Genomic DNA, 25,516 nt, shown 5'->3' on the forward strand with positions numbered 1-25,516 from the left:
TCCGTACAAGATCAGACCCTATAGGTCGGGTCTGACATTGGCCCCGCAGTTTCCACAACACCCGGGCACTGATTCCATGATTCCCAGTGCCCGGGTATTTCAGGCCCGTGCCGGGCGGCTGTTTCAGCCGCCGGAGAGAACCCGCACCAGTTCCTCCGCCGTACGGCAGCGGTCCAGGAGGGATTTCACGTGTGCCTTGGTGCCGCGCAGCGGCTCCAGGGTCGGGACGCGTTGGAGCGAGTCCCGGCCGGGCAGGTCGAAGATCACCGAGTCCCAGGAGGCCGCGGCGACGTCGTCGGCGTACTGCTCCAGGCAGCGGCCCCGGAAGTAGGCCCTGGTGTCCTCCGGAGGCGCCGTCTCGGCCCGCTCCACCTCGGCCTCGTCCAGGAGCCGCTTCATGCGCCCGCGGGCCACCAGGCGGTTGTAGAGGCCCTTCTCGGGGCGTACGTCCGCGTACTGGAGGTCCACCAGGTGCAGCCGGGCCGCGTCCCAGTCCAGGCCGTCGCGGCGGCGGTAGCCCTCCATGAGCTCCCGCTTGGCGACCCAGTCCAGCTCGCCGGCGAGGCTCATCGGATCCGTCTCCAGGCGGCCCAGGGTGTCCTCCCAGCGCGTGAGGACGTCCTTGGTCTGCTCGTCGGCGTCCGAGCCGTACCGCTCCTCCACGTACTTCCTGGCCAGCTCGTAGTACTCCATCTGGAGCTGGACCGCGGTGAGCGTCCGGCCGCTGCGGAGCGTGATCAGGTACTGGAGGCTCGGGTCGTGCGAGACGTGGTGCAGGGTCCGCACCGGCTGGTCGACGGCGAGGTCGACGGTGATGAAGCCGTCCTCGATCATCGAGAGGACGAGGGCGGTGGTGCCGAGCTTGAGGTAGGTGGAGATCTCCGAGAGGTTCGCGTCGCCGATGATCACGTGCAGGCGGCGGTACTTCTCGGCGTCGGCGTGCGGCTCGTCGCGGGTGTTGATGATGGGCCGCTTGAGCGTCGTCTCCAGGCCCACCTCGACCTCGAAGTAGTCGGCGCGCTGGCTGAGCTGGAAGCCGTCCTCCCGGCCGTCCTGGCCGATGCCCACCCGTCCCGCGCCGGTCACGACCTGGCGGGAGACGAAGAAGGGGGTCAGGTGGCGCACGATGTCCGAGAAGGGGGTCTCCCGCTTCATCAGGTAGTTCTCGTGCGTGCCGTAGGAGGCGCCCTTGTTGTCGGTGTTGTTCTTGTAGAGGTGGATGGGCTGGGCCCCGGGGAGCTGGGCGGCCCGCTCGGCCGCCTCCGCCATGATCCGCTCGCCGGCCTTGTCCCAGAGGACGGCGTCGCGCGGGTTGGTGACCTCGGGCGCGCTGTACTCGGGGTGGGCGTGGTCCACGTAGAGCCGGGCCCCATTGGTGAGGATCACGTTGGCCAGGCCGATGTCCTCGTCGGTGAGCTGGCTGGAGTCAGCCGTCTCGCGGGCGAGGTCGAAGCCGCGGGCGTCCCGCAGCGGGTTCTCCTCCTCGAAGTCCCAGCGGGCGCGGCGCGCCCGGTGCATCGCCGCCGCGTAGGCGTTGACGATCTGGGACGAGGTGAGCATGGCATTGGCGTTCGGGTGTCCGGGGACGGAGATTCCGTACTCCGTCTCGATGCCCATTACTCGCCGTACGGTCATGCGGCCCTCCTTGCCCGGCGGCGCTCACTGTGCGCGACTCGGCGGTACCGAAGAGCCTAGAGCGGCTCCGCGCTGGTGGGGAGATCAGTTGCAGTATTTCCCTGTTTCCCTGTGGTTCCGGGGGAAATGCCGGATGGAATGCGTCGGCTGCGGATGCCCGGTTTCCGGACATCCGCAGCCGGTGGGCGTTTTACAGGTACTGACCGGTATTGGCCACCGTGTCGATGGAGCGTCCGGTGTCCGCGCCCTGCTTTCCGGTGACGAGCGTGCGGATGAACACGATCCGCTCGCCCTTCTTTCCGGAGATCCGGGCCCAGTCGTCGGGGTTGGTGGTGTTGGGCAGGTCCTCGTTCTCCTTGAACTCGTCCACGCACGCCTGGAGGAGGTGGGAGACCCGGATGCCCTTCTGGTTGTGGTCGAGGAAGGCCTTGATGGCCATCTTCTTGGCCCGGTCGACGATGTTCTGGATCATCGCGCCGGAGTTGAAGTCCTTGAAGTACAGGACTTCCTTGTCGCCGTTGGCGTACGTGACTTCGAGGAAGCGGTTCTCCTCGGATTCCGCGTACATCTGCTCGACGACCGACTGGATCATTCCGTGGGCGGCGGCTTCCTTCGAACCGCTGTGCTCGGAGATGTCGTCCGAGTGGAGCGGCAGGCCGGCCGTGAGGTACTTCGCGAAGATGTCCTTCGCGGCCTCCGCGTCCGGACGCTCGATCTTGATCTTGACGTCGAGCCGGCCGGGCCGCAGGATCGCGGGGTCGATCATGTCCTCGCGGTTGGAGGCGCCGATGACGATGACGTTCTCCAGGCCTTCCACGCCGTCGATCTCGGCGAGCAGCTGCGGGACGATGGTGTTCTCCACGTCCGAGCTGACTCCGGATCCGCGGGTGCGGAAGAGGGATTCCATCTCGTCGAAGAAGACGATGACGGGGGTGCCCTCGCTCGCCTTCTCCCGGGCACGCTGGAAGACGAGGCGGATGTGCCGCTCGGTCTCGCCGACGTACTTGTTGAGGAGCTCGGGGCCCTTGATGTTGAGGAAGTAGGACTTCCCCGCGGGCTGTCCGGTCACCTCGGCGACCTTCTTGGCCAGGGAGTTGGCCACGGCCTTCGCGATCAGCGTCTTGCCGCAGCCGGGCGGCCCGTAGAGCAGGATGCCCTTGGGCGGCCGCAGTTCGTGCTCCTTGAAGAGGTCCGGGTAGAGGTAGGGGAGCTCGACCGCGTCGCGGATCAGCTCGATCTGGTTGCCCAGACCGCCGATCTTGTCGTAGTCGACGTCCGGGACCTCTTCGAGGACGAGCTCTTCGACCTCGCTCTTGGGGACCACCTCGTAGACGTAGCCGGACCTGGAGTCGAGCAGCAGGGCGTCGCCGGCGCGGATGGTGACGTCCAGCAGAGGCTCGGCGAGCCTCACCACCCGCTCCTCGTCGGTGTGCCCCACCACCAGGGCGCGCTCGCCGTCCTCGAGGATCTCCTTGAGGGTGACGATGTCCCCGGCCCGCTCGAACTCCATGGCCTCGACCACGTTGAGCGCTTCGTTGAGCATGACTTCCTGGCCGCGCTTGAGCTCTTCGAGCTCGATGCTCGGGCTGACGTTCACCCGGAGCTTGCGGCCTCCTGTGAAGATGTCGCAGGTGCCGTCCTCATTGGCCTGCAGGAAGACACCGAAGCCGGCCGGCGGCTGCGCGAGCCGGTCGACCTCTTCCTTGAGGGCCACGATCTGGTCGCGGGCCTCACGGAGCGTGTTCGCCAGGCGCTCGTTCTGCGCGGACACGCCGGCCAGGTTGGTCTGCAGCTCGACGATCCGCTCTTCGAGAATCCTCGTGTGGCGCGGAGAGTCGGCGAGCTTGCGGCGCAGGACGGCGATTTCCTGCTCGAGATAGGCAACCTGACCGGCGGGGTCTTCAGACCCCCGCCCCGGCCGGATGCCGCGGTTGATGTCGTCGTCGTGGGCTGCCACGGTCCTCACCTCCTCCAAGGGGAGCTGGACGCTTCCTGACCCTACCTGCGTGGGTGGTGATTGAAACCCCTAGATCAAAAAGACTCCGGGGTGTGTCCGATCTTCACCCTTGCGCTTCCCCTCTCGCCAGGGGAATACCCACCCTTCACCACTTGAAAGCGGGCGGTTGTATCGTCGTGTTCGGTCAACACCCGTCAGGGGTGGCCCGACTTATCGCGCAAAGCAGAAACGGCAGGAGATATGACCGTGCAGCACGAGGCCCCGGCCACGGGCGCCGAGGAGGCGCTGGAGGTCTGGATCGACCAGGACCTGTGCACCGGGGACGGGATCTGCGCGCAGTACGCTCCCGAGGTCTTCGAGCTCGACATCGACGGGCTCGCTTATGTGAAGAGCGCCGACGACGAGCTCCTCCAGGAGGCGGGGGCCACCACGCCGGTGCCGCTGCCGCTGCTCCAGGACGTGGTGGACTCGGCGAAGGAGTGCCCGGGCGACTGCATCCACGTCCGCCGGGTCGCGGACCAGGTCGAGGTGTACGGCCCCGACGCCGACTGAGGGCTCAGACGCCGCGCGCGTCCGCCTGGCCGCCGCGGACGAAGGCGCCGCTCCGCCAGTACCAGCTGACCTGCTCCTTCTCGTCGGGGCAGCAGCTGGGCACCTCGGGGGAGGAGTAGCCGAGCAGGGTGGCGCGCACGGCTCCGTCGCGTACGGCGAGCTCGGTGACGCTCCGGTGCTCCTCCGGGGCGACGAGGGTGGCGACCACGCGCGCGGGGGTGGCTTTCTCCTTGCCCCGGGTGAGGACGTAGACGCCGCTCGGCGGGGTTCCGGAGCCGGCTTCGCAGTGCACGACCGCAACGGTCTCGGGGTTCCCGTCGCCGTCGATGTCCCCGGTGGCCCGCTTCGCGACCGTACGGGGGGCTCCCCCGCACTCCAGGGGGTAGTCGGCTCCGGCGGCCTCGGGGGCGGGCGCGGGACGCGGCTTGGCGGCCGGGGCGGCGGAGGCTCCGGCGGGGCCGGGCTGGAGCAGTCCGGCGAGGGCGACGACCGCGGCCGTCGCGGTGGCGGTGGCCAGCCAGTGGGCCGGCCGGGCGTGGGTGTGGGCGAGGTCCGCGAGGTCCGGGGCGGCGGAGTGCTGCACGCGAGACGTCTCCTGTGGGGTGGTGCGACGAGGGTTCCCGGCATCGTGCCACACGTCACAGGGGGACGGAACAGCTGGGGTGGACCTCGGCGAACATGAGGACGCCGCCGTCGAGTTCCCCGCGTGGGCGGGGAAGTCGACGGCGGCGCGCTGTGGATGTCGGAACGTCAGCCCCGCTCCTGGGAGCGGGCCGCGCTTCAGGACCTAGCCCTTGTTGGGGCCCTCGTAGTCCTCGCCGTAGGCGCCCTTGGCGGGGCGGCGGCGGCGCATCGGGGGCTCGACGCCGTCCGCGAGGCGGCGGGCGGTGACGAGGAAGCCGGTGTGGCCGATCATGCGGTGATCGGGGCGGACGGCGAGGCCCTCGACGTGCCAGTTGCGGATCATGGATTCCCAGGGCTGCGGCTCGGCGTAGCAGCCGAACTCGCGGATGGACTCCACGGTGCGGGCGAGCTGGGTGGTGGTCGCCACGTAGCAGCAGAGGATGCCGCCGGGGACGAGCGCCTTGGAGACGGCCTCCAGGCACTCCCAGGGGGCGAGCATGTCCAGGATGACGCGGTCGACGTCGGTGTCGGACAGGTTGTCCTGGAGGTCGCCGACGGTCAGCTGCCACGCGGGGTGGGGGCCGCCGAAGTAGCGTTCGACGTTGCCCTTCGCGATCTCGGCGAAGTCCTCGCGGCGCTCGTAGGAGTGCAGCATGCCGCTGTCTCCGATGGCGCGCAGGAGGAAGCTGCTCAGCGAGCCCGAGCCCACTCCGGCTTCCACGACGCGGGCGCCGGGGAAGATGTCGGCGAAGGCCAGGATCTGCCCCGCGTCCTTGGGGTAGACCACGGCTGCGCCGCGGGGCATGGACAGGACGTAGTCGGGGAGCAGGGGGCGCAGCGCGAGGTAGGCGACGTTTCCGGTGGTACGGACAACGCTGCCCTCGGGGGCGCCGATCAGTTCGTCGTGCGGGAAAGAACCCTTGTGGGTGTGGAAGTTCTTTCCCTCTTCGAGCGTGAACGTGTAGTGACGGCCCTTGGGGTCGGTCAGCTGAACCTGGTCCCCGACCTTGAAGGGCCCGCGTCGGCGGGCGGCACCGGTCGGTTCGGACATGTGACCAGAGTACCGGGGTTACGTGGACGGTCGTGCCATGGCCCGGGGGTACGGGGTCAGGTGGACGGTCGTGCCATGGCCTTGACGAAGGCGCGCTCGACGTCGGTGGTGGCGAGGACGCCGTAGATCTCGCCGGTCTCCTCGACGACGAGGTACTCGGTGGCGGGGGTGGCGCGGAGGTGGTCGAGGAGGGGCTGGCCGGTGAGTTCGGCGGGGACGCGCATGCCGTCGGTGAGGTCCTGGGCGAGGGTGCTGACGGCGACCCAGGGGCGGCGGTGCTGGGGTACGGCGGCGATGGCGGTCTCGCGGACGATGCCGGTGGGGTCGCCGGTGCCGTCGACGAGGACGAGGGCGCGGGCGCCGGCCTCGTTGGCGCGGCGGAGGGCCTCGGAGAGGGGGGTGGCGGGTTCGACGGGGATGGCGCGGCGGGTGAGGGCGCGGGCGCGGAGCTCGGGGAGGTGTTCGCGGAGGCGGGCCATGCGGAGGCTGTTGCCGGCGCCGGTCCAGATGATGGCGGCGAGGATCGCGGCGAGGAGGGCGTCGGTGACGGTCTCGAAGCCGCTGATGTCGTCGGTGGAGTTGCCGAGGAGGCCGGTGCGGGTGAGCAGCGGCAGGCCGACGAGGACGAGGACGGCGAGGGCGCGGCCGACCCAGGCGGCGGCGACGGTGCCGCTCATGGGCTTTCCGGTGATCTTCCAGACGACGGCGCGGAGCATCCGGCCGCCGTCGAGGGGGAGGCCGGGGAGCAGGTTGAAGATCGCGACGATCAGGTTGGAGATCATCAGGCCGGCGAGGAGGACGCCGGGGACGGTGCCCGGTTCGACGGCGTACAGGGAGAGGTAGAACACGCCGGCGAGGACGAGGGAGAGGAGGGGGCCGACGAAGGCGAGGACGAATTCGCGGCCGGGGGTCTCGGTCTCCTTCTCGATCTCGGAGACGCCGCCGAAGAACTGGAGCTGGATGCGGCGCACCGGGAGCTTGAAGCGGAGCGCGGCGATGGTGTGGGCCAGTTCGTGGACGAGCACGGAGGCGTAGAAGGCGACGGCGAAGAAGAGGGAGACGAGGTAGCGGGCGGCGCCGAGCTCGGGCAGGACGCGTTCGATCTGGTCGCCGAAGACCCAGGTGATGAGGGCGGCGACGAGGAACCAGCTGGGGGCGACGTAGACGGGCACGCCGAAGGGCCGTCCCATGAGGATCCCGCCGCCGGGCTCCTCGGTCCGCTGCGGCTTGGGCTCGTCCTGGTTCACGGGTTCCTTTCGTCGCGTGGTGTGACCCGCGTTCGGTGCGTCACGGTTCGATCATGCAGTGCGACGGGGTCCCAGGTCGATGGTATGCCGCTCGTTGTCGGTGGCGGGTCGTAGGGTCTTCGTCATGAGTACGAGCGAGCAGGTGCCGGTGGAGCCTCGGGCGCCCATGTCGTTGTCGCCCTCGCGGGCGAGCGATTTCATGCAGTGTCCGCTGCTGTACCGGTTCCGGGTGATCGACCGGCTCCCGGAGAAGCCCAGTGCGGCGGCGACGCGGGGGACGCTGGTGCACGCGGTCCTGGAGCGGCTCTTCGACGATCCGGCGGCGGAGCGGACGGCGTCGCGGGCGAGGGCGATGGTGCCGGGGCAGTGGGAGCGGCTCCTGGAGTCGAGGCCGGAGCTGGGCGAGCTGTTCGCGGAGGATCCGGACGGGGAGCGGCTCGCGGGCTGGCTGGGCGAGGCGGAGCAGCTGGTCGAGCGCTGGTTCACGCTGGAGGATCCGACGCGCCTGGAGCCGGCCGAGCGTGAGCTGTTCGTGGAGACGGAGCTGGATTCGGGGCTGCGGCTGCGCGGGGTGATCGACCGGGTGGACGTGGCGCCCTCGGGCGAGGTGCGGATCGTCGACTACAAGACGGGGAAGGCGCCGCGGCCGGAGTACCGGGACGGCGCGCTGTTCCAGATGACGTTCTACGCGCTGGTGGTGTGGCGGCTGAAGCGGGTGATCCCGCGGCGGCTCCAGCTGGTGTACCTGGGCAGCGGTGAGGTGCTGACGTACGACCCGGTGGAGGCGGATCTGCTGCGGGTGGAGCGGAAGCTGCTCGCCCTGTGGGACGCGATCCGGCTGGCGACGGAGTCGGGTGACTGGCGGCCGCGGCCGACGAAGCTGTGCGGTTGGTGCGATCACCAGGCGGTCTGTCCGGAGTTCGGGGGGACTCCCCCGGTCTATCCGTTGAAGATCGTTTCCGTGCGCCCGCCGGAGTCGGGCGAATCCGGGCAGGGCAGAATGGACCCGGCCCAGCCGTCTTCCTGAGCTCAGCCGTCTCTGAGCGCAGCCCCGTGAAGGAGCCCTTGTGACGATCCGCGTCCTGTTGGTCGACGATCAGCCGCTGCTGCGGACCGGCTTCCGGATGATTCTGGAGGCGGAGCAGGACATCGCGGTGGTGGGTGAGGCCGGGGACGGTCTGCAGGCGCAGGAGCAGGTGCGCGCGCTCCAGCCGGACGTGGTGCTGATGGACATCCGGATGCCGCGGATGGACGGGGTGGAGGCGACCCGGCAGATCACGGGTCCGGGCCGGGACGGTCCGGCGAAGGTGCTGGTCCTGACGACCTTCGATCTGGACGAGTACGTGGTGGAGGCGCTGCGGGCGGGGGCGAGCGGCTTCCTCCTGAAGGACGCCCCGGCGACGGAGCTGGTGCAGGCGATCCGGGTGGTGGCGGCGGGCGAGGCGATGCTGGCGCCGTCGATCACGCGCCGGCTGCTCGACAAGTACTCGGCGCATCTGCCGACGGGCGAGGAGCAGGTCCCGGACACGCTGAACACCTTGACCGACCGCGAGGTGGAGGTCCTGAAGCTGGTGGCGCGGGGCCTGTCGAACGCGGAGATCGCGGCGGACCTGTTCGTCAGCGAGACGACGGTGAAGACGCACGTGGGTCACGTGCTGACGAAGCTGGGGCTGCGGGACCGGGTGCAGGCCGCGGTGTACGCGTACGAGAGCGGTCTGGTGCGGCCGGGGGCCGGCGGCCAGTAGTCGCGGAAACGACAGGGGCCCGGCGCGCGTGGTGCGTGCCGGGCCCCTGTGCGTGGAACCCTGTGCGTGGACCGGGGTGTCAGCCCTTGCGGATCTCCCAGAAGCGGAAGACGGTCGAGGCGTCGAGGGTCCATTCGAGACCGGTGACGTCCTCGCGGGCGACGGCGTACTGCTTGCCCTGCCAGAGCGGCAGGATCGGGATCTCCTCGGCGACGATGTCCTGGAGCCGGCCGTACTCGTCGGCGGTGGCGGCGCGGTCCGCGGCGGCGGCGGTCTTCGGGAGGAGGGTGCCGGTGATGGTGGCGTTCTCGTAGTTGTTGCCGAGGACGTTGTCCTTGCCGAAGAAGGGGCCGGTGAAGTTGTCGGCGTCGGGGTAGTCGGGGACCCAGCCCTTGACGTAGACGCCGTACTTGCCGGCGGCGATGTCCTTCTCGTACTGCTCGAACGCGACGGACTTGACGTCGGCGTCGAAGAGGCCGCTCGCGTTGAGCTGCTCGGCGACGGCCTTGAGCTCCTGGTCGGTGGCCGGGCCGTAGCGGCTGGGGGTGGACCAGAGGGTGAGCTTCACCTTGCCGGTGATGCCGGCGGAGCGGAGGGCCTTCTTCGCCTTGGCCGTGTCGGGGGCGCCGTAGGCGTCGTAGAAGGCGGTGTTGTGTCCGGCGATGCCGGCCGGGACGATCGAGTAGAGCGGGGTGGCCGTCGACTTGTAGACGTTCTCGACGAGGGCCTCGCGGTCGACGAGGTGGGCGATGGCCTTGCGGACGGCGAGCTTGCCGACGACCGGGTCCTTCATGTTGAAGACGAGGTGCTGGACCTCGGCGCTGCTGCCCTGGACGATCTCGATGCCCTTGTCGGCCGTGGTGGCGGAGTTCTCCAGGGCGGCTATCTCGTCGGCGGAGAGGCCTCGGTAGGCGACGTCGACGTCGCCGTCGGTGAAGGCCTTGGAGAGGGCGGTGCGGTCGCCGCGGTAGAGCTTGAGGGTGACCGAGCCGTTCTTCAGCTTGGCGTTGCCCTTGTAGCCGGGGTTGGCCGAGAAGGTGGCCTCGCTGTCGCTGAGGGAGTCCAGCTTGTACGGGCCGGAGCCGGTGGCCTTGCCGTCGGTGCGCAGGGCGTCCGCCGGGTAGTCGCGGTGGTCGACGATGGAGCCCGCGCCGGAGGCGATCTTGCTGGGGAAGGAGGCGTCCGGGACCTTCAGGCGGAAGACGACGGTCCGCTCGTCCGGGGTCTCGATCTTGTCGATGGTGGAGAGCAGCGGCGCCGGGCCGGAGGGGTCGGCGATCTTCAGGGCGCGCTCGAAGGAGAACTTGACGTCCTCCGAGGTGAGCTTGTTGCCGTTGGAGAAGGTGAGGCCGTCGCGGAGGGTGCAGGTGTAGACCTTGCTGCCCGCGGAGAAGCCGCACTCGTCGGCGGCCTCGGGCTCGGGCGCGGAGCCGCCCTTCGGGAAGGAGAGGAGGGACTGGAAGACGTTGTTGAACAGCAGCCAGGAGCCGGGGTCGTAGCCGGCCGCCGGGTCGGTGGCGAGGATCTCGTCGGACATGCCGACGCGGACCCCGCCCTCGGGGCTTCCGGAGCCGCTTCCCTGCTCGGTGCCGCAGCCGCTGAGGAGGGCGGCGGACAGGCCCGCGGCGAGGGGGGCCGTCAGCCACTTGTTGTGTGCCTTCACAGAACTTGCCTCTTGATCTCTTGTCAGGCCGGCCGCGCGTTGGTGCGCGGCCGGGACAACGAAGGGGTCAGGCGGTGCCGCGGCCCAGTTCCCACAGGAGCAGGTCGGAGGAGGTGTTGAGCGCGTACTCGACTCCGTTGAGGTCGTCGCGGGAGGCGACGTACTGCTTGCCCTGCCACAGGGGCAGGACGGGGACGTCCTCGGCGACGATCTTCTGGATCTGCGCGTAGACGGGGGTCGCCGCGTTGCGGTCGGCCTGGCGGCGCGAGCGCGGGATGAGCTTCTCGCGGACGGTCTTGTTCACGTAGGGGGTGTTGAGGAAGTTGTCGCTGTCGAGGAACGGCGCGATGTAGTTGTCGGGGTCCGGGTAGTCCGGGAACCAGCCGAGGCCGTAGACGGCGTAGTCGCCGCGCTTCTGCTCGGTGCGGAAGCGGGACCACTCTGCGCCCTTGACGGTGGCGTCGAAGAGCTCGCTGGCGACGAGCTGCTTCCGGAGGGCCTCGAACTCCTGGGCGGTCTCGGCGCCGTAGTGGTCGGTGGTGTAGTTGAGCGTCACCTTGACCGGGGTCTTGATGCCGGCGTCCTTGAGGATCTTGGCGGCGCGGGCGGGGTCGGGCTCGCCGTACTGGTCGAAGAACGGGGTGGCGTGGCCGGTGATGCTGGAGGGGATCAGCGAGTAGAGCGGCTCGGCGGTGGGGCCGTAGACGAGGTTGACGAGGGCGCCTCGGTCGACGACGGCGGCCATGGCCTGGCGTACGGCCTTCTCCTCGACCGAGGGGGCCTTGGTGTTGAAGCCGAGGTAGCGGATCTCCAGGCCGGGGACCTCGGTGACGCGGATGTTGTCCTTGGGCGTCTCGGTGAGGTCCTTGATCTGCTTCTGCGACAGGGAGCGGGCCATCATGTCGATGTCGTCGCGCTCCAGGGCCGTGCCCATGGCCTCGGCGTCGGCGAAGGGGCGCAGCTCGACCTTGTCGTTGCGCAGGGTGATGTCGCCCTTGTAGGACGGGTTCTTGGTGAAGACGAAGCGGGTGACCTTGTCGCCCTCGCGCTCGACCTTCATGGTGTACGGGCCCGAGCCGTCGACGTCGAAGCCGTCGCGGAGCTTGTCGGCGGCGTACTTGTCCTTGCTGAGGATGCCGGCGACGGGGGTGGAGAGCTTGTACGGGAAGGTGGCGTCGGGGGTCTTCAGGTGGAAGACGATGCCGTCGGTGCCCTGGGTCTCGACGGTGTCGATGTTCGAGAGGAGGGCGGCCGTACCGTTGTCCGACTTGATCTTCAGGACGCGCTCGATGGAGTACTTGACGTCCTCGGCGGTGATGGGGGTGCCGTCGGCGAAGGTGAGGCCGGAGCGGAGCGTGCAGCGGTAGCTCTCGCTGGCCTTGTCGGAGAAGCCGCAGGTCTGGGCCGCCTCGGGGACGGGCTCGCCGCCGCCGCGGGGCACGTGCAGGAGCGTCTGGACGGTCTGGCGCAGGATGTTCCAGGCGCCGGTGTCGTAGGCGAAGGCCGGGTCCAGCGGGGCGGGGGCGTCCTGCGTGGCGATGAACTGGTCCGTGGTGCCGACGACGATCGCTCTGCCTTCCTCCGCTCCGCCACAGGCGGCGAGCAGGGGGGCGAGCAGTCCGGCCACGGCCGGCAGCACCAGGGTCTTGCGGTTCATCAGGGACGATCTCCTCATCCGGCACTGGGATACAGCGGTCAACAGAACTCCGCCGCCTGCCGCCCGGTCGGGGCGGGAGCGATCGGGCCGGGTGTTGCGATCGGTCCTGTGTTCACGGCGACTTGGGTATGCGCCGGTGCACGCGGTTATGCGGCGAAGTACTCGCGAAAGATTAGTGGGCGGCGCCGGTATCCCTTGACCGGGGCCGTACAGGGCCGTAATCGAAGAGTGATCATGGATGCGTCGGACCCGATAACCATGCGCCGGACGTTGCGGACGCCGCTTACCCAATCGGGACACAGGGGGCACCGGAACATCCGCTTTTGAGACACGGAACGCGAACGGGCCACCCGCCGTCCGGCACTCTGAGTGACCAAGGTCACGTGGGTGCTTTTCGGTGAATGGCCCGCTCGCTTTAGCCGGATCGCCTTCCTCAGATAAAGCTCAAATTCCCGTGACCAAGGTCCGCAGGAACGGCACGTCGACCTCTTCGAGGGAACGCACGACGACCCGGCCCGGGGAGGGCGCGATCGGGGCGACGGAGGGCACCGCGACGACCCGGCAGCCCGCCGCCTCGGCGGCCGCCACACCGGTCGCGGTGTCCTCGATGACGGCGCAGAGCACGGGGTCGGCCCCGACGCCGTGGGCGGCCGTCAGATAGGGCTCGGGGTGCGGCTTGGTGCGGGCGACCTCGTCGCCGGCGACGGTGAGGGCGAAGCGGTCGCGGCCGAGCGAGGCGAGGACCTTGTCGATGATCCGCCGGTGCGAGGCGGAGACCAGGGCGGTGGGGATGGAGTGCCGGGCCAGCTCGGCGAGCAGCCGCTCGGCGCCGGGCATGAGGGGGACGCCCCGGGAGATGCGCTGCTCGAACTTCTCGTTGAGCAGGACGGTCAGCTCTTCGAGGGTGATGTCGGCGCCGGTGGACTCGATGAGGTAGCCCGCGCTGCGGGTCATCGGGCCGCCGACGACGACGTCCCGCCAGGCCTCGTCCAGTCGGTGTCCGAGGTCCGCGAAGACCTCGACCTCGGCGTCCCACCAGAACCCCTCCGTGTCGACGAGGGTCCCGTCCATGTCGAGGAAGACCGCCTGCAGGGCGGAGCTGCCGTTCGTGCGGAACAGGGACGCGGGGACCGTACTGGTCATCCGGCACACCTCCATGGAGGGACGAGAAGGCCGGTCCTCCTCCCCGGTACGGGGAGGAGGACCGGCCTGCACTGGACCGACAAGTGTACGTCGCGATCAACGAGAAAGCGCGTATTTACCCCGCGACGTCACCGCGCGGTCACCGTGCGTTGAAGTACTTCGCCTCGGGGTGGTGGATGACGATGGCGTCGGTGGACTGCTCGGGGTGGAGCTGGAACTCCTCGGAGAGGTGGACGCCGATCCGCTCCGGCTGGAGCAGGTCCGCGATCTTCGCGCGGTCCTCCAGGTCCGGGCAGGCGCCGTAGCCCAGCGAGAAGCGGGCGCCCCGGTACTTGAGGTCGAACATGTCCTCGACGTTCTCGGGGTCCTCGCCGCCGAAGCCGAGCTCGGCGCGGACGCGGGCGTGCCAGTACTCGGCGAGGGCCTCGGCGAGCTGGACGGAGAGGCCGTGCAGCTCCAGGTAGTCGCGGTAGGAGTCGGACTCGAAGAGCTTGGCCGTGGCCTCGCCGATCTTCGAGCCGACGGTGACGACCTGGAGGCCGACGACGTCGGTCTCGCCGGACTCCTCCGGGCGGAAGAAGTCCGCGAGGCAGAGGCGGCGGCCGCGGCGCTGGCGCGGGAAGGTGAACCGGGTCCGCTCGTTGCCCGCCTCGTCCAGGATGATCAGGTCGTCGCCCTTGGAGACGCAGGGGAAGTAGCCGTGGACGACGGCCGCCTCCAGGAGGTTCTCGGTGTGGAGGCGCTCCAGCCAGCCGCGCAGCCGGGGCCGGCCCTCGGTCTCGACGAGCTCCTCGTACGCCGGCCCGTCGCCGGCCCGGTTCTGCTTGAGGCCCCACTGGCCCTTGAAGAGGGCGCCCTCGTCGAGCCAGGACGCGTAGTCCTTCAGCGGGATGCCCTTGACGACGCGGGTGCCCCAGAAGGGCGGGGTCGGCACCGGGTTGTCGGTGGCCACGTCGGAGCGGCCGCCGGGCTCGGGCTCGTCGACCTTGAGGGCGGCGGCGGTGGCGGTCTTGGCGACCCGGCGCTGCTTGAGCTCGGGGAGCGCGGCTCCGGGGACGCCGCGCTTGACGCCGATGAGGGCGTCCATGAGGCGCAGGCCCTCGAAGGCGTCGCGGGCGTAGCGGACCTCGCCCTGGTAGATCTCGTGGAGGTCCTGCTCGACGTACGCCCTGGTCAGGGCGGCGCCGCCGAGGATCACGGGGTACTTGGCGGCCAGCTCGCGGGCGTTCAGCTCCTCCAGGTTCTCCTTCATGATCACGGTGGACTTCACGAGGAGGCCGGACATGCCGATGACGTCGGCGTTGTGCTCCTCGGCGGCTTCGAGGATCGCGGAGACCGGCTGCTTGATGCCGATGTTGACGACGTTGTAGCCGTTGTTGGAGAGGATGATGTCGACGAGGTTCTTGCCGATGTCGTGGACGTCGCCGCGGACGGTGGCGAGGACGATGGTGCCCTTCCCGTCCGCGTCGGACTTCTCCATGTGCGGTTCGAGGTAGGCGACGGCCGTCTTCATGACCTCGGCGGACTGGAGCACGAACGGCAGCTGCATCTGGCCGGAGCCGAAGAGCTCGCCGACGGTCTTCATGCCGTCGAGGAGGGTCTCGTTGACGATGTCGAGGGCCGGGCGGGTGGTCAGGGCCTCGTCGAGGTCGGCCTCCAGGCCGTTCTTCTCGCCGTCGACGATCCGGCGCTTGAGGCGCTCGTCCAGCGGCAGGGCGAGGAGCTCCTCGGTCTTGCCGGCCTTCATCGACTTGGTGGTGGCGCCCTCGAAGAGGGCCATCAGCTTCTGCAGCGGGTCGTAGCCCTCGGCGCGCCGGTCGTAGATCAGGTCGAGGGCGGTGGTCACCTGCTCCTCGTCGAAGCGGGCGATGGGCAGGATCTTCGACGCGTGGACGATCGCCGAGTCCAGACCCGCCTTGACGCACTCGTCGAGGAAGACCGAGTTCAGCAGGATGCGGGCGGCCGGGTTGAGGCCGAAGGAGATGTTGGAGAGGCCCAGCGTGGTCTGGACGTCCGGGTGGCGGCGCTTGAGCTCGCGGATCGCCTCGATGGTGGCGATGCCGTCCTTGCGCGACTCCTCCTGGCCCGTGCAGATGGTGAAGGTCAGGGTGTCGATGAGGATGTCCGACTCGTCGATGCCCCAGTTGCCCGTGAGGTCCTCGATGAGGCGCTCGGCGACGGCGACCTTGTGCTCGGCGGTACGGGCCTGGCCCTCCTCGTCGATGGTCAGGGCGATGAGGGCGGCGCCGTGCTCCTGGGCCAGCCGGGTGACCTTCGCGAAGCGGGACTCGGGTCCGTCGCCGTCCTCGTAGTTGACGGAGTTGATGACGGCGCGGCCGCCGAGCTTCTCCAGGCCGGCGCGCAGGACGTCCACCTCGGTGGAGTCGAGGACGATCGGCAGGGTGGAGGCGGTGGCGAAGCGGCCGGCGAGCTCCTCCATGTCGGCGACGCCGTCGCGGCCCACGTAGTCGACGCAGAGGTCGAGCATGTGCGCGCCCTCGCGGATCTGGTCGCGGGCCATCTCCACGCAGTCGTCCCAGCGGCCTTCGAGCATGGCCTCGCGGAACTTCTTCGAGCCGTTGGCGTTGGTGCGCTCGCCGATCGCCAGGTACGAGGTGTCCTGTCGGAAGGGCACGGTCTGGTAGAGGGAGGCGGCGCCCGGCTCGGGGCGCGGGGAGCGCTCGGGCGGGGTGAGGCCCTGGACCCGCTCGACGACCTGGCGCAGGTGCTCGGGCGTCGAGCCGCAGCAGCCGCCGACGAGGGACAGGCCGTAGTCGCGGACGAAGTTCTCCTGCGCGTCGGCCATCTCGGAGGCCGTGAGCGGGAAGTACGCGCCGTCCTTGGTGAGCACGGGCAGGCCGGCGTTCGGCATGCACATGAGGGGCGTACGGGAGTGGCGGGCGAGGTAGCGCAGGTGCTCGCTCATCTCGGCCGGGCCGGTCGAGCAGTTCAGGCCGATCAGGTCGATGCCGAGGGGCTCCAGGGCGGTGAGCGCGGCGCCGATCTCGGAGCCGAGGAGCATGACGCCGGTGGTCTCGAAGGCGAGCGAACAGATCAGCGGGACGTCCACGCCGAGGGCGTCCATCGCGCGGCGCGCGCCGACGAGGCTGGACTTGGTCTGCAGCAGGTCCTGGGTCGTCTCCACGATCAGGGCGTCGGCACCGCCGGCGAGGAGGCCCTCGGCGTTCTGCTGGTAGCCGTCGCGGAGCACGTCGTACGCGATGTGGCCGAGCGAGGGCAGCTTGGTGCCGGGGCCGATCGAGCCGAGCACCCAGCGCTGGCGGTCGTCCTTGGCGCCGAACTCGTCGGCGACCTCGCGGGCGATCCGGGCGCCGGCCTCGGAGAGCTCGAAGATCCGGTCGGCGATCTCGTACTCGCCCGCGGCGGAGTGGTTGGAACCGAACGTGTTGGTCTCGACGCAGTCGACGCCGACCTCGAAGTACGCCTCGTGGACCGAGCGGACGATGTCGGGCCGCGTGACGTTCAGGATCTCGTTGCATCCTTCGAGGTTCTGGAAGTCCTCGAGGGTGGGGTCCTGGGCCTGGAGCATGGTGCCCATGGCTCCGTCGGCGACGACCACTCGGCTGGCGAGGGCCTCGCGGAGGGTGGCGGCGCGGTTGCGGCTGTCGGCGGACGGGGTCGGCAACGAGGCCATGGATGAGCTCCCTGGGATGCGACGGCTGTCGGCTTTGCACTCTCGGGGGAGGGTGCACGGGCCCAGCGTAACCGCGCTTGAGCCGGGGTGGACCCGGTGTCCCACGGGCCGGACGGCATCCTGTGTGCGGGGACTCCCGGTCCTGCCCTCCTTGGCCGACACTGTGTGGTGTGACGTGAGGTCGGCATCGACCGATAGTGTTCAGCATTGTCGAACAACGTAAGAAGGGTGAGGGGCCGGGCGATGGCGAAGAACATCCAGTCGCTGGAGAGGGCGGCGGCCATGCTGCGACTGCTCGCGGGCGGCGAGCGCCGACTCGGCCTGTCCGACATCGCGTCCTCGCTCGGACTCGCCAAGGGCACGGCCCACGGCATCCTGCGCACCCTCCAGGCGGAGGGCTTCGTGGAGCAGGACGCGGCCTCGGGCCGCTATCAGCTGGGCGCGGAGCTGCTGCGCCTGGGCAACAGCTATCTGGACGTGCACGAGCTGCGGGCGCGCGCCCTGGTCTGGACGGACGACCTGGCGCGGTCCAGCGGCGAGAGCGTGCACCTGGGGGTGCTGCACCAGCGGGGCGTGCTGATCGTGCACCACGTCTTCCGGCCGGACGACAGCCGGCAGGTCCTGGAGGTGGGGGCCATGCAGCCGCTGCACTCCACGGCGCTCGGCAAGGTCCTCTCGGCGTACGACCCGGTGGCGCACAGCGAGGTGGTGGAGGTCGAGCGGGAGGCGTTCACGCCCCGGACGACCACGGCGCTCGGCGACTTCGAGGCACTGCTCGACATGACGCGGGCCCGGGGCTGGGCGGCGGACGTGGAGGAGACCTGGGAGGGCGTGGCGTCGGTGGCGGCGCCGATCCACGACCGGCGGCGGATGCCGGTGGGCGCGGTGGCGGTCACCGGTGCCGTGGAGCGGGTCTGCCCGGGCGGGGAGCTGCGTCCGGAGCTGGTGGCCGCGGTGCGGGACTGCGCCCGCGCGGTCTCCCGGGACCTGGGGGCCGGCCGCTTCTGACGGGTCGCGGGGGCGGCGCCCGACCACCCTCCGTACGACCGCGTGCGGCAGCCCGTACAACTGAACCGAACCCGCCGGTAACGATCGCGTTATCGGCGGGTTTTTCACTTCCCAGACCCTTGACGCGCTGTTAACCCGGGGGCAAAACTTCCGTTCATCGGTCGGCATTGTCGAACACCTACCGGCAATACGCGCTAAGGTGTGGCAGTGCCAAGGGCCGGAAACGCCCTCAACACGAGGGCGCGGACCACCGGAGGGACCCGGGGTTCGCCTTCCCCTGGACGAAGGACAAAGGAGTCGCGGGTGTCCAGCTCCGACATCTTCCTCGGCGAGACCATCGGTACCGCCGTTCTCATCTTGCTCGGCGGCGGTGTGTGCGCCGCCGTCACGCTCAAGAGCTCCAAGGCCCGCAACGCGGGCTGGCTCGCGATCACCTTCGGGTGGGGCTTCGCCGTCATGACGGCGGTCTACATGACCGCTTCCCTCTCGGGGGCCCATCTGAACCCCGCCGTCACGGTCGGAATCGCGATCAAGACCGGGGACTGGAGTGACGTCCCCGTCTACATCGCCGGCCAGATGCTCGGCGCGATGATCGGCGCGGCGCTGGTCTGGCTGGCCTACTACGGCCAGTTCCAGGCCCACCTCACGGACCCGGAGACCGTCGGCGAGAAGCCGGTGGAGGGCCCCGGCCCGGTGCTCGGCGTCTTCTCCACGGGTCCCGAGATCCGTAACACCTGGCAGAACCTGGTCACCGAGATCATCGGCACCGTCGTGCTCGTCCTGGCCGTGCTCACCCAGGGCCTCAACGACAGCGGCAAGGGACTCGGCGTCATCGGCGCCCTGATCACCGCGTTCGTCGTGGTCTCCATCGGCCTCTCGCTGGGCGGCCCGACCGGTTACGCCATCAACCCGGCCCGTGACCTCGGCCCGCGCATCGTGCACGCCCTGCTCCCGCTGCCGAACAAGGGCGGCTCCGACTGGAGCTACGCCTGGATCCCGGTCGCCGGTCCGCTGATCGGTGGAGCCATCGCCGCGGGTATCTACAACATCGCGTTCGCCTGAGCCGTCCTTCTCCCAGACTTCCCCAGGAGCACACCGTGACCGACGCACACACCTCCGGCCCGTTCATCGCGGCCATCGACCAGGGCACCACCTCCTCCCGCTGCATCGTCTTCGACAAGGACGGCCGGATCGTCTCGGTCGACCAGAAGGAGCACGAGCAGATCTTCCCGAAGCCCGGCTGGGTCGAGCACGACGCCGCCGAGATCTGGGCCAACGTCCAGGAGGTCGTCGCCGGCGCCCTGGCCAAGGCGGAGATCACCGCCGCCGACGTCAAGGCCATCGGCATCACCAACCAGCGCGAGACCACGCTGCTCTGGGACAAGAACACCGGTGAGCCCGTCCACAACGCCCTCGTCTGGCAGGACACCCGCACCGACGCCCTCTGCAAGGAGCTCGGCCGCAACGTCGGCCAGGACCGCTTCCGCCGCGAGACCGGCCTCCCGCTCGCGAGCTACTTCTCCGGCCCGAAGGTCCGCTGGCTGCTCGACAACGTCGATGGCCTGCGCGAGCGCGCCGAGCGCGGCGACATCCTCTTCGGCACCATGGACTCCTGGGTCATCTGGAACCTCACGGGCGGCGTCGACGGCGGCCACCACGTCACCGACGTCACCAACGCCTCCCGCACCATGCTGATGAACCTCCACACCATGGCCTGGGACGAGAAGATCCTGCAGTCCATGGAGATCCCGGCCGCCGTGCTGCCGGAGATCCGCTCCTCCGCCGAGGTGTACGGCACGGTCAAGGGCGGCGTCCTCGACGGCGTCCCGGTCGCCTCCGCGCTCGGCGACCAGCAGGCCGCCCTGTTCGGCCAGACGTGTTTCGCCGAGGGCGAGGCCAAGTCCACGTACGGCACCGGCACCTTCATGCTGATGAACACCGGCGACAAGATCATCAACTCCTACAGCGGCCTGCTGACCACGGTCGGCTACCAGATCGGCGACGCCAAGCCGGTCTACGCCCTGGAGGGCTCGATCGCCGTCACCGGTTCGCTGGTGCAGTGGATGCGCGACCAGATGGGCCTGATCAAGTCCGCCGCCGAGATCGAGACCCTCGCGTCCTCGGTCGAGGACAACGGCGGCGCCTACTTCGTGCCGGCCTTCTCCGGCCTGTTCGCCCCGTACTGGCGCTCCGACGCGCGCGGTGTCATCGCCGGTCTCACCCGGTACGTCACCAAGGCGCACATCGCCCGCGCCGTTCTCGAGGCCACCGCCTGGCAGACCCGCGAGATCACCGACGCCATGACGAAGGACTCCGGCGTCGAGCTGACCGCGCTCAAGGTCGACGGCGGCATGACCTCCAACAACCTGCTGATGCAGACCCTCTCGGACTTCCTGGACGCGCCCGTCGTGCGTCCGATGGTCGCCGAGACCACCTGCCTCGGCGCCGCCTACGCCGCCGGCCTGGCCGTCGGCTTCTGGCCGGACACCGACGCGCTGCGCGCCAACTGGCGCCGGGCGGCGGAATGGACCCCTCGCATGGACGCCGACAAGCGTGACCGCGAGTACAAGAGCTGGCTCAAGGCCGTCGAGCGGACCATGGGCTGGATCGAGGACGAGGAGTAAGACGAGATGACCACCCTGCAGAGCGTCCCTGCCCTGGGGACGCACCCGGCCGCCGGTTCCCTGCCGAGTCGCGCCGAGACCCGGGAACAGCTTTCCAAGGCGACGTACGACCTCCTGGTGATCGGCGGCGGCATCCTGGGCATCTCCACCGCCTGGCACGCCGCGCAGTCGGGCCTGCGGGTGGCCCTGGTGGACGCCGGCGACTTCGCCGGCGCCACCTCCTCCGCCTCCTCCAAGCTCCTCCACGGCGGCCTGCGCTACCTGCAGACCGGCGCGGTGAAGCTGGTCGCGGAGAACCACTTCGAGCGGCGTGCGGTCTCGCGCCAGGTGGCACCGCACCTCGCCAACCCGCTCACCTTCTACCTGCCCGTCTACAAGGGCGGCCCGCACGGCGCCGCCAAGCTGGGCGCCGGGGTCTTCGCGTACTCCGCCCTCTCGGCCTTCGGCGACGGCGTCGGGCACCTGCTCTCCCCCGCCAAGGCCGCCCAGGACGTGCCGGAGCTGCGCACCGACAACCTGAAGGCCGTCGCCGTCTACGGCGACGACCAGATGAACGACGCCCGCATGGCGCTGATGACGGTCCGCGCCGCCGTCGACGCCGGCGCCACCGTCCTCAACCACGCCGAGGTCACCGGGCTGCGCTTCACCCGCGGCCGCGTCACCGGCGCGGAGCTGAAGGACCGCACCACCGGCGACGAGTTCGGCGTGGACGCCCGCCTCGTGCTCAACGCGACCGGCCCGTGGGTCGACCACCTGCGCAAGATGGAGGACCCCAACGCGGCCCCCTCCATCCGCCTCTCCAAGGGCGCGCACCTGGTCCTCAAGCGGACCTCGCCGTGGAAGGCCGCGCTGGCCACCCCAATCGACAAGTACCGCATCACCTTCGCCCTCCCCTGGGAGGACATGCTGCTCCTCGGCACCACCGACGAGGAGTACGAGGGCGACCCCGGCCAGGTCGAGGTCACCGAGAAGGACACCGCCCAGATCCTGGACGAGGCCGCCTTCTCCATCCGCGACCAGCAGCTCTCGCGCGACCTGATCACGTACTCCTTCGCCGGCCTGCGGGTGCTCCCGGGCGGTCCCGGCGACACCTCCAAGGCCAAGCGCGAGACGGTCGTCACCGAGGGCCGCGGCGGGATGCTGTCGGTGGCCGGCGGCAAGTGGACGACCTTCCGCCACATCGGCCGCACGGTCATGAAGAAGCTGGAGTCGCTGCCGGGCCACCCGCTCGGCGAGGACTACGAGCCGGTGTCGGCGCTGCCGAAGCGGCTGCCGCTGCCCGGCATAGCCAACCCGAACGCGGTCGCCCACCGGCTGCTCGTCGACGGCCCGGCCCCCGGCCCCCGCATGGCCGCCGACACCGCCAAGCACCTGGCCACGCACTACGGCTCGCTCTCCTTCGACATCGCCCGCATGGCGAACGAGAACCCCGAGCTGGCCCGCCGGATCCACCCGGACGCCCCGGAGATCTGGGCGCAGGTCGCCTACGCCCGCGACCACGAGTGGGCCGAGACGGCGGACGACGTGCTGCGCCGCCGTACGACGCTGACCATCCGCGGCCTCGCGACGGACGAGGTCCGCGCCGGTGTCGAGGCGATGCTGCAGAAGTAAGTCCCGTACACCCAGGGGCGGTTCCTCTCCGAGGGCCGCCCCTGAGGCGTGCCATGCGCCGTCCACACTCCCGCAACACTCGGCGCGCAGAGTGGGGGCATGAAGTTTCAGGTGCTCTCGATCGTCCACCACTCCCCGCACCCGCTCACCGGCGAACTGCTGTCCGCCGCCGACCGGCTGGAGCAGGTCGTCACGCTCGGCGAGACCGCCGAACGGCTCGGCTTCGACGCCTACGCGGTCGGCGAGCGGCACGCGGGCGCGTTCCTCTCCTCGTCCCCGACCGTGCTGCTCGCCGCGCTGGCCGCCCGCACCAGCCGGATCCGGCTGCTCACCGGCGTGACCGTGGTCGCGATCCTCGACCCGGTCCGGGTCGCCGAGGACTACGCGACGCTCGACCAGCTCTCCCGGGGCCGGCTCGAACTCGTCGTCGGCAAGGGCGCCGAGGCCGGCCACTTCGACCTCTTCGGCCTGGACGAGGAGCGGCAGTGGGACCTCCAGAAGGAGAAGTACGAGCTGCTGCGCCGCCTCTGGACGGAGGAGGGCGTCGACTGGGAGGGCGAGTTCCGTCCCCCGCTGAAGAACGTGACCACGGTCCCGCGGCCGTACGCCGGTCCGCCCCGCGTCTGGCACGGCTCGGCCACCAGCCTCAACTCCCCCGAGCTCGCGGCCAAGCACGGTGATCCGCTGTTCACCGCCAACGCGATCCAGCCGCGCGAGGCGTACGCGAGGCTCATCGCCCACTACCGCGAGAAGTTCGAGGAGTACGGGCACGATCCGGCCCACGCGCGCGTGGCGGCCGGTTCCGGGGGGCTGCTCATCGCCGACACCGCCGAGCAGGCGGTGAGCCGGTACAAGGAGCTGTACGAGGCGAAGGTGAGGCAGAGCTTCAAGCCGCACCTGGAGGGCAAGGCCGGATACAACACGCCGTTCCGGACGATCGAGGACGCGATCGCCGACGGCCCCCAGCTGATCGGCTCGCCGCAGCAGATCATCGACAAGATCCTCGGCTACCACGAGCACTACGGGCACGATCTGCAGTCGATCACGGTCGACACCTTCGGCCAGTCGACGGCCGAGCAGACCGAGACGCTCCAGCGTTTCGCCGAGGAGATCGCGCCCGTCGTGCGGAGGGAGGCGCCCAGCACGCTGTGGGAGGAGTGACTCCGCCGTGTGCGGAGGCGAGTTCCTGGGTAGTCGATCAAGGCCGCACGGGTTTTCGGGGATGTCCGGGGACTGCGGGCGGCCCGCCGGAAAGCCGTAAGGTGGGGCCGTACGACAGGAACTTCGAATAAGGAGGCGCTGGGTGATCGAGCTCGAGGGGGTGCCCGAGCTGATCGACCCGGTCATGGTGGCCGCGTTCGAGGGCTGGAACGACGCCGGCGACGCCGCCTCCACCGCGGTCGCCCATCTCGACCGGGAGTGGAAGGGCGAGGTGTTCGCGGCGCTCGACGCCGAGGACTACTACGACTTCCAGGTCAACCGCCCCACGGTCTTCCTGGACAACGGGGTCAGAAAGATCACCTGGCCGACGACCCGGCTCTCGGTGGTCAGGGTCGGCGGCGACAAGCCCCGCGACCTGGTGCTCGTGCGCGGGATCGAGCCCTCGATGCGCTGGCGCTCGTTCTGCAACGAGCTGCTCGGCTTCGCGCACGAGCTGGGCGTGGAGATGGTGGTGATCCTGGGCGCCCTGCTCGGGGACACCCCGCACACCCGGCCGGTCCCGGTCAGCGGGGTGACCTCCGATCCTGACCTGGCGCGGACGATGGACCTGGAGGAGACCCGGTACGAGGGCCCGACGGGCATCGTGGGCATCCTCCAGGAGGCGTGCACGCACGCGGGCGTGCCGGCGGTGAGCCTGTGGGCGGCGGTGCCGCACTACGTGTCGCAGCCGCCGAACCCGAAGGCGACCCTGGCGCTCCTCAACCGCCTGGAGGACCTGATCGGGCTGCGCATCCCGCTGGGCGAGCTGCCGGAGGACGCGCGGGCCTGGCAGCTGGGCGTGGACCAGCTGGCCGCCGAGGACAGCGAGGTCGCCGAGTACGTGCAGACCCTGGAGGAGGCGCGGGACACGGCGGAGCTGCCGGAGGCCTCGGGCGAGGCGATCGCCCGCGAGTTCGAGCGGTATCTGCGGCGGCGCGAGCCGGGCGCGGGGCCGGGCTCCGGTCCGGGGGTGGCGACGGAGGGCGGCGACTTCCTGCGGGACGCGGGGAGCGGCCGGACCCGCCCGCCGAAGCCGGAGCAGCCGGGGCCCGAGTCGGTCCCGGGAGCGGAGCCGCCGTCGGACGCCCCGGAGGGCGAGGACGGCGACACCGAGGAGTAGCGGGTACGGGAGGGGTGGCGCGGCCGCCCCTCCCGTCCGCGTTCAGACCCTGGGCACGGAGACCACGTCGTACTCCGCCACCGTGGGGTCCGGGTCCAGGCCGAAGCGCGCGTTGGGCAGGTAGATCCGGTCGCCCCAGGCGGCCGCCGTGGTCGGGACGTGGAACCGGTCCGGGTCGGTGATCCGGGCGATCGGGGTGCCGCGCGTGCCGCTCGCGTCGAGCCGGACGACGTCGATCTGGTTGACCGCCTGCTGGACGATGTACAGGTCGCGGCCGAGGAGCAGCATCCCGTCGCCGTTCGGGATCTTCAGGCCGCCGAGGTCGACCGTGCGGGCGGTGCCGGTGCGCGGGTCGACGCGCAGGAGCGCGCCGCCGTCCTGGTGGACGTTGACCACGAGCAGGGCCTGGCCGTCGGGGGTCCGCTCGATGCCGTTGGCGGTGAAGTCGGGGCCCTGCGTCCAGTCGCCGCCGAGCGGGAGGACGGTGACCTCGTCCGCGGGCTCGCCGGTGCGGTCGAGGGCCAGCCGGTAGAGCTGCGGCTGGAAGGAGTCCGTGAACCAGGCCGCGTCCGGGGTGAGGACGACGTCGTTGACCATGGTGTTCTCGGCGCCGAGTCCGGTGAAGTCGCGCAGGAGCGCGCCGGTGCGGGCGTCGACGACGCGGATCTCCCGGCTCCAGCCGCCGGCGAGGAAGAGCCGCCGCTCGGACCGGTCGATCTTGAGTCCGACGGTGGAGCGCTCCAAGCCGAGCCCTCCGTGGATGATCCGGCCCTCGCCGGTGGCCAGCGAGACGCGGTAGACGGAGCCGTCGGCGAGGGAGCCGAAGTACGCGAACGGGCTGTGCCCGATGGCGACGCCCTCCGGCTGGAAGCCCCTCGGGAGGGGGAAGCCGGTGGGCCACCGCCCGCCGGGCTCGGCCGCGTGCGCGGTGCCTGCGGCGAGGGGAGTGGTGAGGGCCGCCGCGCCGAGGGCGACGGCGGCTCCCAGGAAGCCTCTGCGTGCGAGGTGATGCTGCACTGAGTGC

At 70.2% G+C, this 25,516-nt stretch carries 19 protein-coding genes; 9 read left to right on the forward strand and 10 right to left on the reverse strand.

Annotated elements, in window-relative coordinates; genetic code table 11:
- Positions 1 to 123: 123 nt before the first annotated feature.
- Together dop and arc are read right to left on the reverse strand one after the other, a co-directional pair.
- A complete protein-coding gene (gene dop / locus ACH4TP_RS26265) occupies positions 124 to 1,635 on the reverse strand; it encodes a depupylase/deamidase Dop (RefSeq protein ID WP_389228391.1) in 1,512 nt (503 codons plus the stop codon).
- Positions 1,636 to 1,825: 190 nt separating this feature from the next.
- Positions 1,826 to 3,592, reverse strand: a complete 1,767-nt coding sequence (gene arc, locus ACH4TP_RS26270) for a proteasome ATPase (protein WP_389228394.1) — start codon at positions 3,590 to 3,592, stop codon at positions 1,826 to 1,828.
- A 240-nt stretch (positions 3,593 to 3,832) separates the two neighbouring features.
- On the opposite strand from arc, the gene ACH4TP_RS26275 reads away from it, so the two are divergent.
- A complete protein-coding gene (locus ACH4TP_RS26275) occupies positions 3,833 to 4,144 on the forward strand; it encodes a ferredoxin (protein ID WP_389228397.1) in 312 nt (103 codons plus the stop codon).
- A 4-nt stretch (positions 4,145 to 4,148) separates the two neighbouring features.
- Here the strand turns inward: ACH4TP_RS26275 and ACH4TP_RS26280 are convergent, their stop codons facing one another.
- The 3 genes from ACH4TP_RS26280 to ACH4TP_RS26290 form a co-directional block, all read right to left on the reverse strand.
- Positions 4,149 to 4,727: a hypothetical protein gene (locus ACH4TP_RS26280; RefSeq protein WP_398439297.1), complete on the reverse strand. Its 579-nt coding sequence runs from the start codon at positions 4,725 to 4,727 to the stop codon at positions 4,149 to 4,151.
- 204 nt (positions 4,728 to 4,931) lie between these two features.
- On the reverse strand, positions 4,932 to 5,819 hold the full coding sequence (locus ACH4TP_RS26285) for a tRNA (adenine-N1)-methyltransferase (protein ID WP_015032448.1): 888 nt from the start codon (positions 5,817 to 5,819) through the stop codon (positions 4,932 to 4,934).
- A gap of 56 nt (positions 5,820 to 5,875) precedes the next feature.
- On the reverse strand, positions 5,876 to 7,066 hold the full coding sequence (locus tag ACH4TP_RS26290; protein ID WP_398439298.1) for a site-2 protease family protein: 1,191 nt from the start codon (positions 7,064 to 7,066) through the stop codon (positions 5,876 to 5,878).
- Between the two features lie 124 nt (positions 7,067 to 7,190).
- Between ACH4TP_RS26290 and ACH4TP_RS26295 the strand changes: the two genes are divergently transcribed.
- Both ACH4TP_RS26295 and ACH4TP_RS26300 read left to right on the forward strand, forming a co-directional pair.
- A complete protein-coding gene (locus ACH4TP_RS26295; protein WP_389228405.1) occupies positions 7,191 to 8,093 on the forward strand; it encodes a RecB family exonuclease in 903 nt (300 codons plus the stop codon).
- 40 nt (positions 8,094 to 8,133) lie between these two features.
- Complete coding sequence (locus ACH4TP_RS26300) at positions 8,134 to 8,811, forward strand: response regulator (RefSeq protein ID WP_389228408.1); 678 nt, start codon at positions 8,134 to 8,136, stop codon at positions 8,809 to 8,811.
- 79 nt (positions 8,812 to 8,890) lie between these two features.
- On the opposite strand, the gene ACH4TP_RS26305 is transcribed toward ACH4TP_RS26300, so the two are convergent.
- From ACH4TP_RS26305 to metH, 4 genes are all read right to left on the reverse strand, one after another.
- The gene (locus ACH4TP_RS26305; protein WP_398439299.1) at positions 8,891 to 10,474 is read right to left on the reverse strand and encodes an ABC transporter substrate-binding protein; all 1,584 of its coding nucleotides are present in this window, start codon (positions 10,472 to 10,474) and stop codon (positions 8,891 to 8,893) included.
- A gap of 67 nt (positions 10,475 to 10,541) precedes the next feature.
- Complete coding sequence (locus ACH4TP_RS26310; protein WP_389228414.1) at positions 10,542 to 12,131, reverse strand: ABC transporter substrate-binding protein; 1,590 nt, start codon at positions 12,129 to 12,131, stop codon at positions 10,542 to 10,544.
- A gap of 444 nt (positions 12,132 to 12,575) precedes the next feature.
- On the reverse strand, positions 12,576 to 13,274 hold the full coding sequence (locus tag ACH4TP_RS26315; RefSeq protein WP_398439300.1) for an HAD family hydrolase: 699 nt from the start codon (positions 13,272 to 13,274) through the stop codon (positions 12,576 to 12,578).
- Between the two features lie 139 nt (positions 13,275 to 13,413).
- Complete coding sequence (gene metH / locus ACH4TP_RS26320) at positions 13,414 to 16,929, reverse strand: methionine synthase (protein ID WP_398439301.1); 3,516 nt, start codon at positions 16,927 to 16,929, stop codon at positions 13,414 to 13,416.
- A gap of 243 nt (positions 16,930 to 17,172) precedes the next feature.
- Between metH and ACH4TP_RS26325 the strand changes: the two genes are divergently transcribed.
- From ACH4TP_RS26325 to ACH4TP_RS26350, 6 genes are all read left to right on the forward strand, one after another.
- Positions 17,173 to 17,937 carry an IclR family transcriptional regulator gene (locus ACH4TP_RS26325; protein WP_389228423.1) on the forward strand — a complete coding sequence of 255 codons (765 nt, stop codon included), beginning with the start codon at positions 17,173 to 17,175 and terminating at the stop codon, positions 17,935 to 17,937.
- A gap of 303 nt (positions 17,938 to 18,240) precedes the next feature.
- Positions 18,241 to 18,999 carry an MIP/aquaporin family protein gene (locus tag ACH4TP_RS26330; RefSeq protein WP_389228426.1) on the forward strand — a complete coding sequence of 253 codons (759 nt, stop codon included), beginning with the start codon at positions 18,241 to 18,243 and terminating at the stop codon, positions 18,997 to 18,999.
- 35 nt (positions 19,000 to 19,034) lie between these two features.
- Positions 19,035 to 20,561, forward strand: coding sequence for a glycerol kinase GlpK (gene glpK, locus ACH4TP_RS26335; protein WP_398439302.1), 1,527 nt, complete (start codon positions 19,035 to 19,037; stop codon positions 20,559 to 20,561).
- 6 nt (positions 20,562 to 20,567) lie between these two features.
- A complete protein-coding gene (locus tag ACH4TP_RS26340) occupies positions 20,568 to 22,172 on the forward strand; it encodes an FAD-dependent oxidoreductase (RefSeq protein WP_389228432.1) in 1,605 nt (534 codons plus the stop codon).
- A 99-nt stretch (positions 22,173 to 22,271) separates the two neighbouring features.
- Complete coding sequence (locus ACH4TP_RS26345; RefSeq protein ID WP_389228435.1) at positions 22,272 to 23,333, forward strand: LLM class flavin-dependent oxidoreductase; 1,062 nt, start codon at positions 22,272 to 22,274, stop codon at positions 23,331 to 23,333.
- Positions 23,334 to 23,475: 142 nt separating this feature from the next.
- Positions 23,476 to 24,492 (forward strand): PAC2 family protein, encoded by a 1,017-nt coding sequence (locus ACH4TP_RS26350; protein ID WP_389228438.1) that lies wholly within the window; start codon positions 23,476 to 23,478, stop codon positions 24,490 to 24,492.
- Positions 24,493 to 24,534: 42 nt separating this feature from the next.
- Here ACH4TP_RS26350 and ACH4TP_RS26355 read toward each other — a convergent pair whose 3' ends face one another.
- Positions 24,535 to 25,509, reverse strand: coding sequence for a superoxide dismutase (locus ACH4TP_RS26355; protein WP_398439303.1), 975 nt, complete (start codon positions 25,507 to 25,509; stop codon positions 24,535 to 24,537).
- Positions 25,510 to 25,516: the final 7 nt, after the last annotated feature.

It is taken from the genome of Streptomyces sp. NPDC021012, assembly GCF_044333355.1.
In the GTDB taxonomy this organism is placed as follows: Bacteria; Actinomycetota; Actinomycetes; order Streptomycetales; family Streptomycetaceae; genus Streptomyces.